The following is a 14,214-nucleotide window of genomic DNA, read 5'->3' on the forward strand; positions in this document are numbered from 1 at the left end:
CTCTATTATGGCGATGTCAGAAGTTTTGGACTTACCTTAAAATGGAATTTTACGGGGAAAATCTATCGCCAAAGCTCAATGTAAAACATAAACGACAATACAATAGATAGATTGAAATAAACTTATATAATCAAAATAATTCCTCTTAGTTGTTCGTTTTTGACGGAATTTTGATTACTTTTGTAGAACAAAAATTTATATTATGAAATTACCAAAATTTTTAATGGCAGATAATTCAGATTTTCCTGAGGATCTGTTCGTTGTTCACACGGAATATCCAAGATTTATCCTCAATGTAGAAGAGGAAGAAGTAGAGTGGCTTGACGATTTGGAAGGCGATGATGAAGAGACCATTGCAGACGAAGCTACAAAAGTAATAGAAGCTGCTTTCAAATGGTGCGATGCCGAATTGGAAAAATACGATACTGGAGAAGACGAAGAATAATATCAAAAAGATATTCAAGAATGAAAGATGACTCGTTAAGAACGATAGCTCGGATCTTTATTGCAATTTTTTGTTTATCTATTTTATATAATTGGGGATATCAATACGCAAAAAGACATCTTGAAAACCACAGCACACGACGATAATTATTCAAAAAAAAGCTGTCCAAAAAGGACGGCTTTTTTATTGGTAACGTTTGTGTTCCTCTTTCTTTATAAATGGTTTGATAATTGGCTTAAAGAACATTTTATATTTTTCGGCATCAAAGACTTGAGAGTCTGTAAGGGCCTTGAATACAAGCCAGATACTAAGAGGGAATAACACGATATTCGGTAGCCATACTGCAAGATAAGGATTAAGCCGAGATTTCCAAGACAAATTCTCCGCTGTGAGGTCTATTACATAAAAAACAATATAAATCATAATCGCTACTACCACAGGGAAGCCCATTCCTCCTTTACGAATAATAGAACCCAAACTTGCCCCTATAATAAAAAAAATCAAACAAGCAAAGGAATAGCTCAGCATCTTCTGTTGGTATTTTATTACTGTACTTTGATGCTTTATCATATTATAGATTTCGTTTTTGTAGTTTTTACTATTGTCTTTTAATGTGGTTATTTTATCATAAGCATTCTCCAGAATTCTCAGTCTTTTCTTTGAGTCAAGGGTATCCAGTTTGAATGGTAGAGGCGGAAGTTTTGTTTTGTCTTTCACGCCGTCGCTCGTAAGATAGGGGCTAATCTGGCTCAGTATATCATAGCTAATCGTTTCAAAACCTGATTTATTGTCGTTTTTTACCTTTTTTATGTCATTACTAACTTCGCTATAATTGTGGAAATCATAGTTATCTGTTACCTTTTCTTTTTCTATAGCTTGGTTCCGTAGTTCGCTAATATCAAAGTTAGACACAAGGCTGTCAAATTTCACAGACTGATTCGGCTGTTTTACCCTCCGTGAGAAATCTGAGCCGTCTATATTATCCTCAAAAATATAACCATTATACAAAACAAGTTTCAGATAATTCGGATCTTCGGCATTAGCGAAACGCCCTCTTTTAGCGACTATGGTTTGTTGGTCTTCGTAGAGGTTTGCAGTTTTGTGAATAAAAACGCCGGTAAGGTTTTGCCCATTTTCGCCTTCTATTTTATCGAATTTTACAGAGGTGCCTGGCAGTGAGGTAACAAATTGCCCTGCCGTAAAGGATAGCGCCGGTCGTGCGATGGCTATATTGTAGAGCATATTCTTAGCCTTCTTATTAAAGCTCGGAATAATGTTATTGGAAAACAAAAATAAAATTCCGGCAATAATCCCCACCACCATAAGTAACGGACGCATCACTCGAAAGAGCGAAATTCCGGCGGACTTTATTGCTGCCAGTTCGTAATGTTCTCCAAAATCTCCAAAAGTCATTATAGAAGACAAGAGGATCGTCAAAGGCATTACCATCTGAATGATACTTACCCCAAGGTAAAACAATAATTTTGAAATCTCAAAAGGAGTAAGTCCTTTACCGGTGAAATCGGATAATTTGATCCATACGATATTGACAATGAATATAAAACACAGCACGCTGAAAATAAACAGAAACGGTCCAAAGAAAGTTTTGATGATATATTTATCTAATTTTTTCAGCATACCTTATTAAGATTGGAACCACAAAGATAAAATTCTATGGCTAAAAAGAAAACTTTTTGTAGTCTTTATTATAGTTCCGTGATGACATAGTCCGGATATTTACTTTTATCAAAAGAAAATGCAGCCCCATTGCTTGCATTGGCTTTATAAGAATTTACAGTGATAGAGGAGGAGGTATTATTCTTATAAACTTGCTGCATTTTTAATATTTGCTTTTTCGAGGCATCAATGTACAGAGAAATGTATCTAAACTCTGATGAAGAGGTAGGTGTAAGCCTAACGACAGAAGCCTGTTTTCCGTTTATCCGCTGAGTTCCCATAGCCTTTATAGCATAGCCTTTACGGTATTCTTCAATATAGTTAAGAGGAGAAAAGACAGATGCAGAAGCATTAGGTTTGCTTATTGTTATTTCTTTTTCTTCTTTGTTGATGCTGTAAACTTTTTTTCCGTCAAAAATTTGTCGGGTTCCCGTTATCTCGAGGGCATATTTATTCCCCGATGCATCAAATGTCCCTTTCTGCTGTACTTTGCTGCTGCCTGTCGAGTATGTAAAAGTGAAATAATTACTCTTTTTAGATTTGTAGTTTGCGGATACTGCGTCCAAGAGTGCTTTAGCCTTCGCATCTATTTTTTGGGCAAAAGTATAACTACCCATAAACACAAGTACGGTAAAGGCTAAGATGATGTTCCTATTTAATATCTTCATTATTAAAACTTTTAGTTTCTCATTTGTTCCAAAAATTGTTCCAAAGCATTCAAATCAGAGATTAAGACATCTCTTGCCTTAGAGCCTTTGAAAGTCCCTACGATACCATTGGCTTCCAGCTGATCCATAATCCTGCCCGCTCTGTTGTACCCCAGTTTCAGCTGTCTTTGCAGCATAGAGGTAGAGCCTTGCTGTGTAGAAACTACTATTCTTGCCGCCTCTTCAAAAAGACTGTCTCTTTCATTTGGGTCAAAATCTCCCGATGTACCGCCTGCATCTTCCCCTACATACTCCGGCAGTTCATAGGCACCACCATAACCTCTCTGCTCACTGATGAACTCTACTATTCTCTCTACCTCAGGCGTATCTATGAATGCACACTGAAGACGCGTTAAATCATTACCGTTAAAATAAAGCATATCCCCTTTACCTATAAGCTGTTCCGCTCCGGGACTGTCTAATATGGTACGGGAATCCACTCCCGAAATCACTCTAAACGCAGCTCGTGCAGGGAAATTGGCTTTTATCATCCCCGTAATTACATTTACGGATGGTCTTTGGGTGGCGATAATCAAATGGATACCTACCGCCCTTGCCAATTGAGCGAGACGGGCTATAGGATGCTCCACTTCTTTTCCTGCTGTCATGATAAGGTCTGCAAACTCATCTACGACCAACACGATATAGGGCAGATAGCGATGTCCGTTTTCGGGGTTAAGTTTTCGCTCTGTAAATTTTTGGTTATATTCTTTTAGGTTTCTACAAAATGCCGCTTTCAGCAAATCGTAGCGGTTATCCATCTCTATACAAAGAGAATTAAGCGTATTGATAACCTTTGTGGTATCGGTAAGCACCGCATCTTCTTCGCCCGGAAGTTTTGCGAGATAATGGTTCTCCAAATGGGCATACAGCGAAAGTTCTACTTTTTTCGGGTCCACCATCACAAACTTAAGCTCGCTCGGGTGCTTTTTATAAAGTAAAGAAGCTAATATTGCATTGATACCCACAGATTTACCTTGTCCCGTAGCACCAGCCATCAGTAGGTGTGGCATTTTTGCCAAATCCATCATAAAAATTTCATTAGAGATGGTTCTACCAAAGACTACAGGCAGCTCCATATCGGTTTTTCTAAATCTATAAGAATCGATAACGGAACGCATAGAGACCATAGCCGGATTGCTACGAGGCACCTCTATACCAATAGTTCCCTTACCCGGCATAGGGGCGATAATTCTAATCCCGAGAGCTGCCAAATTCAGGGCGATATCATCTTGCAATCTCTTAATTGTAGAAACTCTTACTCCCACTTCTGGAATAAGCTCATAGAGAATTACCGTAGGTCCTACAGTAGCGTGAATATTTGCTATACCCACATTGAAGTTTTTGAGAAGGTCTTCTATCTTTTTTTTGCTTTCCTCAAGTTCTTCTTGAGATATGGTGATTTCTTGATTGCCATAATCTTTTAGCAATTCTATAGTCGGCATTTGGAATTTTGCCAAATCTAAACGGTGGTCGTACAGCCCGTGCTTTTCTACCAAATCATTAGGGGCAGGTTCCTCTTCTTTGTCGTCTTCTTCCGAATGGATAGGTTCAATGACAATAGGGATATCCCCCAGACTGCTTCCCTTAGGTTCTTCATCTCTTGGGATAGAAGTGCTGCCTGCCGCTGTAGGCGGTTCATCATCGGAGTGATTGAGCTGAATATTGATAGGCGGTGTCGTTTTTACTTCGCTGCCATTGCCAACAACTTCTTTATTATCCGGTGTTTTAATTGGCGCTACTGATGGCGGATTTTCAAAAACCTTATCCTCAAAGCTTTGTACGGCTTCTTTACTTTCAGACTCATCATTCTCATCATATACCGCATCTTTTATTTTATTTTTTTGTTCCTCCGCTTTTTCTTTCCAGTCATTAAGTTTTGACTTAACTCCGTCAAAACTGAAATTAAATTCTAAAATAAGATAAAGGATAATCACCGATAAAAGTATCAGCCATAAGCCAAAACTCCCTAAAATAGACTCTCCGTACTCATACATTTCGTAGCCGTAAACACCGCTTAGAACACTACTTCCTCCGGTAACGGTGGCAATGAATACCGGCAGCCACAAAAGGAAAAATACACTGTGGTAAACCGCTTTCCAAAATTTGAATAATTTTGTTTTGAAAAATACAGAACTCAATAAGAAAAACAAAAAGGCAATAAAAAATGCCGCTATCCCAAAGCTCTCATAGATAAATAAATTGCCCAGCCAATCTCCTAATTTTCCAAACACATTAGAAGACTGTACACTTTTATTAAACATTGCGGCTGATTGGCTTTGGTCTTCCTGCCACTTAAAGAGATAGGAGACAAACGAAATTGTCAAAATAATGGAAAATATAAACAGCACCCAGCCGGTTATGATACGGACTTTATTCTTTTTTTTTGGTGCTTTTGGTGTTTCTTTGTTAGTGTTCATTGCTAATGATTAAATATAGAAAAAATGCAAATTTAATAATAATTATCCCAAAAATAAACCTTAAAAAAGAAAACTTTTCCACTCTTTACAACACGAAAATAGAGTTATTTATATTCTATAAAAATAATAAATTAGTGATTATTATTAGACTTTTTTGGCATATCCTCTTTATATTTGTGGTTTGAAATTTTTACACACGCCTTTATTTTATGGAAAAATTACAGAAAATACTGATTTCTACACGCACTATGGCAGTTCTTCTGCTGGTTTATGCTATTTCAATGGCGTATGCCACTTTTCTGGAAAATGACTTCGGGACTCCTGCCGCCAAAGCCTATATATACAATTCGTGGTGGTTCTCAGCAATAATGTTTCTACTGATTATCAATTTTATAGCTAATATCCCAAGATACCGTCTCTGGAAAAAAGAAAAATGGCCTTTGCTGGTGTTCCATTTGTCGTTTATACTACTATTTATCGGTGGGGCTATTACTCGATACATCAGCTATGAGGGACAGATGCATATCCGCCAAGGAGATACTTCTAACCAGATTGTGTCCGACAGAAATTATTTCAAAATAAAAATGGAACGCGATGGCGATGTGTACAACTATCAAGACATTCCGTATATCGCTACACCGAAAGTCCCGTTCTGGACTGCCGTTACACAGCATAATTTTCGTGCTGCATACGACTTCAACGGCGAAAAAATAAAAGTAACGGAACTAAATTATGTCCCAAGGAAAAAAGACAGCATACAGCTGAATCCAAGCGGAAAAAAATACCTCCACTTTGTGACTACGGACAATGCAGGAAGATTGGAATATTATATCGAAGACGGAGAAGTGAAAAATATTGGAAACTACCTCGTTACGCTGAACAGAAAGATAGACGGTGCCATAGAGTTCAAAACAGAAGGAGATAAAATTTTGATTAAAGCGCCTATTGATGCAAGCTACCTTACGATGGCAACCCAAACTACCGGAACCGTACGGAAAGACACCTACGAGCCTCTTGCTCTTAGAAGCCTGTATTCCATTGACCAACTGAAAATAGTGGTTCCTAACGGGATTGAACGCGGTAATCTAATCTCTTACTCCGGAGACAAAGTAAAAGAGAAAAACCTCCCTGACGAAATGACGGTGGAAGTACAAGGGCAAAAGTCCAAGCAAATCGTAAAACTAACCGTACAGGACAACACACCGGGACAGATGAAACAAATCAATGTAGATGGGATCAATATAATGCTGGGGTACGGATCAAAAGTTTACACCACGCCATTTGCCTTGAAATTAGATGAGTTTATACTGAAAACTTACCCTGGCTCTTCTTCGCCTTCTTCTTTCGAAAGTAAAGTTAAAATCATTGACAACGGTACAGAAACACCTTTTAGAATTTATATGAACCATATTCTCAATTATAGAGGCTATCGCTTTTTCCAATCGAGTTTTGATCCTGATAGAAAGGGGACTATCCTCTCCGTAAATCACGATTATTGGGGGACGCTCATTACTTACATCGGCTACGCATTGTTGTTTTTAGGAATGTTTGTTACTCTATTCTGGAAAGGGACTCGCTTTTGGGAGCTTAATAAAAGACTTAGAGATATTGCTAAAAAAAGAGGACTCACCGTTCTGATTTTTCTGTTGGCTTTCGGTTTTTCTAAAGCCCAGAACCATACTCAAAACACGCTTGCCCCTACGTCTCCTACGGCTAATAGGTCTGCCGAGGAGATTTTGAAAACCATTAAAATAGATAAACACCACGCTGAAGAATTTGGTTCGCTATTGGTGCAAAGCTACGACGGAAGAATAGAACCGATAAACACCCAGGCACTTGATGTACTAAGGAAGCTCACGGCTCACGACAGCTACGAGGGCATAGATGCCAACCAATGGTTTTTGGATGCGGTGATTATTTCCGCTGTCAATCCTATGATTTTGGCTAACTTGAAAGTAATAAAAGTAGAAAGCCAAGGAAATATAGGAAAAGAAATAGAGAAAAAAGCCAGAGCCAATGCAGACGGTTATACCAGCCTGATAAACCTCTATACACCAGATACTAACGGTATGCCGGTATATGTTTTTGAAGATGATTATAACAAAGCTTTCAGAAAGAAAGCATCTGAACAGACGAAATACGACCAAGCTGTCATTAAACTAAACGATAAGGTACAAGTAATGAACAGTCTGATGAACTGGCAATACTTCCGCGTAGTGCCTGTCCAGAACGATCCTAACCACCGCTGGAACTCCGTAGTAGATGCAGAGCTGAAACCTGATAGTATTTCTCAGAAAATCCTCGGACCTTATGTTTCCGCGGTAGTAGATGCTACGCAAACCCACAACTGGAAACAAGCTGACGTGGAACTGAAAAAACTGAAAGACTACCAAATGAAATGGGGGAAAAGCGTAATTCCATCTGATTCTAAAATAAAAACAGAACTTTTGCTAAATAAGTTGGATATCAATTTTATATTGATGATTTTCTATACTGTAATTGCTGTGATATTAATTGTTTTAGGATTTGTAGAACTCTTTAAACCTCATTCTATTTTGCATAAAATCATCAAGATGATTATTGCATTAGGAATATTAGGCTATATCGTCCATTTTGTAGGACTTGTCGCAAGGTGGTATGTTTCCGGGCACGCCCCGTGGAGCAATGGCTACGAGGCGATTATGTTCATCTCTTGGATCGGTATTACGGCGGGGCTGTTGCTTTACCGAAACGGAAACGCATTGATTCCTTGTTCGGGGTTTATGGTAGCAGTGCTTCTTATGGGGTTTGCACACGGTGCTCTTAGCCTCAATCCACAGATTACCCCGCTTGTTCCAGTACTGAAGTCTTATTGGCTTGTGGTGCATGTTGCCATCATTACTTCCAGCTATGGCTTCTTTGCACTCTCGTTCATTATAGGCTCTACGGTACTTATTTTCTATATCCTTACAAATAAAAAAGTGTATAAAAAGCATCACGATACTACGATAAAGGAACTAGGAATAGTCTCTGAAATGTCTCTTACGGTGGGGCTGTTCTTGCTTACCATAGGTACATTCCTTGGGGGGATTTGGGCTAATGAATCTTGGGGACGCTATTGGTCTTGGGATCCTAAAGAGACTTGGGCTTTTATCTCGGTAATGGTTTATGCATTTGTATTACATATGCGTCTTGTGCCGGGGCTTAGAGGGGCACATACTTTTCATATGGTAACGATGTTTGCATTCAGTAGTGTGGTAATGACTTATTTTGGAGTAAATTATTATCTCACCGGGCTGCATTCCTATGCGGCGGGAGATCCTATTCCTATTCCGATATGGGTATATATTACCACTGCTGTGATGATAGCTCTTTCGGTATGGTCGTGGATAAAGTACAAGGAACTTAACCGTAAATAGAAGCCGTGGATTTTAATGATTTTCATTGTTAGCGAGAGGTCTGATGCGATACTCTCGTTTTTTTACAAATAAAATAGTTGAAAATTTTATAATCTCCCGAATTTAATTTCAAAAACAAGCCGTATCTATTTGTAAACAAGGAAGGTTTGTTAAAAGAGAGGTTTTGGAAGGCATTACTTGGGACGATATTTCGGATTTGTTTACAAAGTAAAGATATGGTATATTTGCAAAATCTTTTCTTAAGTAAAATGAGAATTGAAAAAGAATAATTATAGAATATGATACTACCTATTCGTGCATACGGCGACCCTGTCTTGAGAAAGAAAGGAATGGATATTTCTGCGGATTATCCCAATCTCGGGCAGCTGATTAGTGATATGTTTGAAACGATGAATAGTGCCAACGGCATTGGCCTTGCCGCACCGCAGATAGGATTGGATATCCGCTTGTTCATCGTAGATGTATCGCCTTTGGCAACCGATGAGGACTATGCCGATATTGCCGACGAGCTGAAGGATTTTAAGAAAGTATTCATCAATGCTAAAATTCTTGAAGAAAGCGGCGAAGAATGGAAGTTCAATGAGGGCTGCCTCTCCATACCCGAAGTTCGTGAAGATGTAAAGCGTAAAGACACCATCGTGATAGAGTACTATGACGAGAATTTCCAAAAGCATACCGAAACCTATTCGGATATCCGTGCAAGGGTAATCCAGCACGAGTATGATCATATAGAGGGCATACTCTTCACTGATAAAATAAGCTCTCTGAAGAAAAAAATGATTAAAGGAAAGCTCAGCAAAATATCTAATGGCGAAGTCCATATTAACTATAAAATGAGATTTCCAAATAAAAAATAAGTGTATAACATGTAATACAATATAAAATGATTTTAGAAAAAATAATTTCAATCTCGGGAAAACCAGGACTTTATAAACTTGTTTCTCAGCTCAGAAACGGATTTATCGTAGAGGACATTACGACCAAGAAAAAATTGAGTATTTCTAATTCCAGCCAAGTAAGTCTGTTGGATAATATTGCCATGTTTAGTTTTAGCAGAGAAGTTCCTCTTTTTGAAGTCTTTGAAAATATTGCTAAAGACGAGGATTACAAGCAAACCATTAATCATAAATCTTCTGACGAAGAACTGAAAACATTTATGTCTAAAGCCTTGCCGGACTATGATACCGATAGAGTCTATGTATCCGATATCAAGAAATTGGTGCAATGGTACAATATTTTGCAAAAAGCGGGATATATTACGCCAGATAGCTTTGTGAAAGCAGATACAGAAGCTTCTGGAGAGAACGGATAAAAATAATGATGTACATATAAATTATAAATTTTAACTTTGCTGTTGGATAAGCTTCAGCAAAGTTTTTTATTTATGAATACCAAAGAACAAAAACTACAAGCCTTTGAGGAGTTGTTAGGCATTATGGACGAGCTTAGGGAGAAATGTCCTTGGGACAGGAAACAAACGCTGCAATCTCTTAGGCATCTTACATTGGAGGAAGTCTATGAGCTCTCTGATGCCCTTCTTGGGGAAGACCTCGAAGAAATAAAAAAAGAATTGGGTGATGTCCTATTGCATTTGATATTCTATGCCAAAATAGGTTCTGAAAAAAATAGCTTTGATATCGGTGATGTCATTAAATCTCTCAATGAAAAATTGATATTCCGCCACCCTCATATCTACGGTGATACGGAGGTGAAAAATGAAGAAGAAGTAAAAAGAAATTGGGAAAAACTTAAACTAAAAGAAGGGCAAAAATCCGTTTTAGCTGGTGTACCCAAAAGTCTTCCGCCCGTGATAAAAGCATTTAGAATACAAGAGAAAGTTAAGGGGATAGGTTTTGAATTTCCTAATGCAGAGGAGGCTTGGAAAAAGGTAGAAGAAGAGCTGAAAGAATTTCATACAGAGCAAGACTTCAGGAAAAAAGAAGAAGAATTAGGAGATATTTTTTTCTCTCTTATCAACTATGCCAGACTTTTGGACATTAATCCGGACACGGCATTGGAACGAACCAATCAAAAATTCATTAAAAGATTTCAATGTATGGAACGCTTAGCCCAAGAAGAAAACACTACACTTTCCGAGCTTAATCTCGATGAAATAGAGCAATTGTGGAACAAAGCCAAAACCATTATTAAAAATCCTTAACCCTATGAATAACTATTTAGATTTACTTCGTCATATTTTAGAAAACGGAACAGATAAAACGGATAGAACGGGCACCGGCACTCGGAGTGTTTTCGGATACCAGCTAAGATACGACCTGTCCAAGGGATTTCCTTTGGTAACCACAAAAAAAGTCCATCTCAAATCTATTATTTACGAATTGCTTTGGTTTTTGAAAGGAGATACAAATATTAAATATCTAAATGATAACGGCGTAACGATTTGGGATGAATGGGCGGATGCCAATGGAGACTTAGGTCCCGTATATGGTGCCCAGTGGAGAAGTTGGAAGGGGGCCGATGGGAAAGTCGTAGACCAAATAAAAGAGGTCATTCATCAAATAAAAACCAATCCAGACAGTAGGAGAATGCTGGTTTCGGCGTGGAATGTGGCAGAGCTTCCAAATATGGCTCTGGCACCTTGCCATGCAATGTTTCAGTTTTATGTGGCTGATGGAAAACTTTCTTTGCAACTATACCAAAGAAGTGCTGATGTATTTTTAGGAGTACCGTTTAATATTGCGAGCTATGCCTTATTAGCGATGATGGTAGCACAAGTCTGCGATTTGGGAGTGGGAGAATTTATCCACTCGTTTGGCGATGTTCATATTTATAACAACCATTTTGAACAGGTAAAAACACAGCTGTCCAGAGAGCCGAGAGAGCTTCCCAAAATGATGATCAATCCTAAAGTGAAAGACATTTTTGATTTTGAATACCAAGATTTTACATTAGAGGGCTACAATCCCCATTCGGCTATTAAAGCCTCTGTTGCCATTTAATCCTAAACCACTAAGATGCTTTTAGAAATTAAAAACCTTTATTTTTCTTATAATCCTCAGAAACCTTTATTCCGAAACTTATGCTTAGAGATAAAGGAGGGGCAAATTATTGGACTTGCCGGGGAAAGCGGATGCGGAAAATCTACACTTTTAAGCTTAATTTACGGATTGCTTGACTGGCAGTCGGGGCAGATTATCTTTGAAGGTATTCCTACATTTGGTCCGAAAGGCAACTTGGTTCCCGGAGAAAAGGATATGAAATTAGTCGCTCAAAATGATGAGCTGATGCCCTATGCAACAGTGTATGATAATGTAGGGCAATTTTTGTCTAATATCAATCTCTCTGCAAAGAAAAGCAAGGTGCAGGAGCTTCTTCAAGTGGTAGGATTAGAAGACTACGCCACTCGACAAGTGAAATATCTAAGCGGAGGGCAGCGGCAGCGTGTAGCTATAGCGAGAGCTTTATCTGTAATGCCTAAACTTCTGCTGTTGGACGAGCCTTTTAGCAATTTAGACTTTGCGAGAAAATTGGAGCTTCGCCACAAGCTGTTTGGCTATGTAAGAAAATACAACCTCTCGCTCATCATCTCTACACACGAGTTGCAAGAAGTAATGCCTTGGCTCGATAAAATTATTATTCTTCAAGAAGGAAGGCTAATACAAAACGACACGCCGGAAGACACTTACAAAAAACCATACAACACCTATGTGGCAAGCCTTATGGGCGAAGTAAATGTGCTGAGCGACAAAGACCAAACCGCTCTCAATTTGGAGAGAGACCACTACTATCCGCACGAGATATATCTGTGTGATAATGGAAGATCGGCTAAAGTATTGGAAAGTCGCTTTGCAGGCAGTTATTTTTGGAATCTTATTTCCGTAGAGGGAATAAAGTTTATCATCTATAGTCCTCAAGTACTTGAGGGAGAAATTTTTGTTGAGTTTCAACAAATGTTGTGAAGTTTTATGTAAAAAAAATATCTTAGTTGCGGAAAAAAGATATTGTTAAATGAATAATCCGAAATAAAAACTTAAAAATATGAAATGGACTAATAATAGAAGTGGTATAGACGACCGTCGTGGACAAGGTCTGAAAGGAGGATTGGTAGGTGGCGGTATTGGTACTCTTGTCATTGCCGCAATTATCTTTTTTTTAGGAGGAGATCCCAGTGCTTTGTTGGATTCTAATATGAACTCTGCTCCGGTTCAAACAGAACAACGCCAATTGACACAGCAAGAGCTTCAGATAAGAGAATTTATAGAGATGCTGCACGCTGAAAATGATATTACTTGGCAAAAAGAACTTCAGAAAATAGGAGTAGAGTACAGACCTCCCAAAGTAGTTTTGTTTGAGAATACTACCCAGTCAGGCTGTGGAACAGCTCGTTCGGAAATGGGGCCTTTCTATTGTCCCGCAGATGAAACCATTTATATGGATATGAGCTTTTTTAAGGAATTGGAAAGCCGTTTTGGAGCTAAAGTGACAGAGTTTTCTGTGGCTTATGTATTTGCCCATGAACAAGGACATCATATTCAGACGATTTTAGGGACTACTCAAAAAGTAAACAGCTTGAGACACAGTAGAAAATACTCCGAAGCACAAATGAACAGAGTGTCTGTGGCGACTGAACTTCAAGCTGATTTTTATGCCGGACTATGGGCGAGATTGACAGACAACAGAGCCAAAATATTAGAACCTGGAGATATCCAAAGTGCATTAGATGCTGCTGAAGCTGTAGGCGATGATAATATCCAAAAACGACAACAAGGCTATGTGAACCAAGAGGCTTTTACACACGGAAGCTCCAAGCAAAGAGAAGAATGGTTTCTAAAAGGCTACCAAACGGGAGATATCCGCCAAGGAGATACTTTCAGTGTTTTGCTGAGATAAATAGTGTTTTTTAGGGTTTGTTTCATAAAGGGAATAAAGGATAGAGTAGAGACATCATTCACGCTATGTGTGTGGTTTCCTTTATTTATAGGATTATAAAACATTGAATATTAGTTTGAGATATTGATGATAGATGAAAAAAAATGACGACAAGGTAAGCCGACTTTGTTGTAGTATTAAGTGAAAAAAAATATATTATTGAAGCTAAGTTCCGAATATTATGTAATTTTGCAGATGATATTAGGAACTTTTTTATTATGCCACATCATTTATTGCTGATTATACACTTATTAGGTGCTGCCATTTGGGTAGGTGGTCATCTTGTCTTGTCCATTGGTATTTTACCCGAAGTGCTTAAAAAGAAATCTCCGGAATTACTCCTGAATTTTGAGCGTAAGTATGAGAAAATAGGAATGCCCGCCCTCGTACTAATGGTAGTTACAGGAATATGGATGGCTTATAATTACGGCGTAGGTTCCAGCCAATGGTTTCATTTTGCCACGCCGCTGGAGTGTGTTGTTTCGCTGAAACTCACATTGCTGTTAAGCACGGTGTTATTTGCCCTAAGTGCCAACATATTTTTATTACCAAATCTAACTCCAAAAAAACTTCCTATAATGGCATTTCATATTATCTGTGTTACGCTTATCGGGGTGGTTATGCTGATATTGGGTAGTTTTGTGAGATATGGAGGAGCTTTCTAAAATTTTTAATCT

General features: G+C 38.4%; 12 protein-coding genes. 9 read left to right on the top strand and 3 right to left on the bottom strand.

Annotated features, from left to right (window positions below):
- The first annotated feature begins 202 nt into the window (after window positions 1-202).
- On the top strand, window positions 203-445 hold the full coding sequence (locus BLS89_RS00585) for a hypothetical protein (protein WP_092735566.1): 243 nt from the start codon (window positions 203-205) through the stop codon (window positions 443-445).
- Window positions 446-628: 183 nt separating this feature from the next.
- Here the strand turns inward: BLS89_RS00585 and BLS89_RS00590 are convergent, their stop codons facing one another.
- The 3 genes from BLS89_RS00590 to BLS89_RS00600 form a co-directional block, all read right to left on the bottom strand.
- Window positions 629-2,083, bottom strand: a complete 1,455-nt coding sequence (locus BLS89_RS00590; protein ID WP_092735567.1) for an LptF/LptG family permease — start codon at window positions 2,081-2,083, stop codon at window positions 629-631.
- Window positions 2,084-2,151: 68 nt separating this feature from the next.
- Complete coding sequence (locus BLS89_RS00595) at window positions 2,152-2,790, bottom strand: outer membrane lipoprotein periplasmic chaperone LolA1 (RefSeq protein ID WP_245688737.1); 639 nt, start codon at window positions 2,788-2,790, stop codon at window positions 2,152-2,154.
- Between the two features lie 11 nt (window positions 2,791-2,801).
- Window positions 2,802-5,249, bottom strand: coding sequence for an FtsK/SpoIIIE family DNA translocase (locus tag BLS89_RS00600; RefSeq protein WP_092735568.1), 2,448 nt, complete (start codon window positions 5,247-5,249; stop codon window positions 2,802-2,804).
- A 209-nt stretch (window positions 5,250-5,458) separates the two neighbouring features.
- Here BLS89_RS00600 and ccsB point away from each other — a divergent pair, with 209 nt between their 5' ends.
- The 8 genes from ccsB to BLS89_RS00645 all read left to right on the top strand — a co-directional run bounded on the left by ccsB (window position 5,459) and on the right by BLS89_RS00645 (window position 14,202).
- Entirely contained in the window at window positions 5,459-8,647 is a 3,189-nt protein-coding gene (gene ccsB, locus BLS89_RS00610) for a c-type cytochrome biogenesis protein CcsB (protein ID WP_092735570.1), read from the top strand.
- Window positions 8,648-8,925: 278 nt separating this feature from the next.
- Window positions 8,926-9,504 carry a peptide deformylase gene (gene def / locus BLS89_RS00615; protein WP_092735571.1) on the top strand — a complete coding sequence of 193 codons (579 nt, stop codon included), beginning with the start codon at window positions 8,926-8,928 and terminating at the stop codon, window positions 9,502-9,504.
- A 26-nt stretch (window positions 9,505-9,530) separates the two neighbouring features.
- The gene (locus BLS89_RS00620; protein ID WP_092735572.1) at window positions 9,531-9,959 is read left to right on the top strand and encodes a DUF5606 family protein; all 429 of its coding nucleotides are present in this window, start codon (window positions 9,531-9,533) and stop codon (window positions 9,957-9,959) included.
- 72 nt (window positions 9,960-10,031) lie between these two features.
- Window positions 10,032-10,808 carry a nucleoside triphosphate pyrophosphohydrolase gene (mazG, locus tag BLS89_RS00625; RefSeq protein ID WP_092735573.1) on the top strand — a complete coding sequence of 259 codons (777 nt, stop codon included), beginning with the start codon at window positions 10,032-10,034 and terminating at the stop codon, window positions 10,806-10,808.
- A 4-nt stretch (window positions 10,809-10,812) separates the two neighbouring features.
- Window positions 10,813-11,607 (top strand): thymidylate synthase, encoded by a 795-nt coding sequence (locus BLS89_RS00630; protein ID WP_092735574.1) that lies wholly within the window; start codon window positions 10,813-10,815, stop codon window positions 11,605-11,607.
- Between the two features lie 15 nt (window positions 11,608-11,622).
- Window positions 11,623-12,567 carry a sulfate/molybdate ABC transporter ATP-binding protein gene (locus BLS89_RS00635; RefSeq protein ID WP_092735575.1) on the top strand — a complete coding sequence of 315 codons (945 nt, stop codon included), beginning with the start codon at window positions 11,623-11,625 and terminating at the stop codon, window positions 12,565-12,567.
- Between the two features lie 79 nt (window positions 12,568-12,646).
- On the top strand, window positions 12,647-13,498 hold the full coding sequence (gene ypfJ / locus BLS89_RS00640; protein WP_092735576.1) for a KPN_02809 family neutral zinc metallopeptidase: 852 nt from the start codon (window positions 12,647-12,649) through the stop codon (window positions 13,496-13,498).
- A gap of 257 nt (window positions 13,499-13,755) precedes the next feature.
- The gene (locus tag BLS89_RS00645; protein WP_394330503.1) at window positions 13,756-14,202 is read left to right on the top strand and encodes a copper resistance protein CopD; all 447 of its coding nucleotides are present in this window, start codon (window positions 13,756-13,758) and stop codon (window positions 14,200-14,202) included.
- The last annotated feature ends 12 nt before the right edge of the window (window positions 14,203-14,214 follow it).

Source organism: Riemerella columbipharyngis, assembly GCF_900101995.1.
GTDB lineage: Bacteria > Bacteroidota > Bacteroidia > Flavobacteriales > Weeksellaceae > Riemerella > Riemerella columbipharyngis.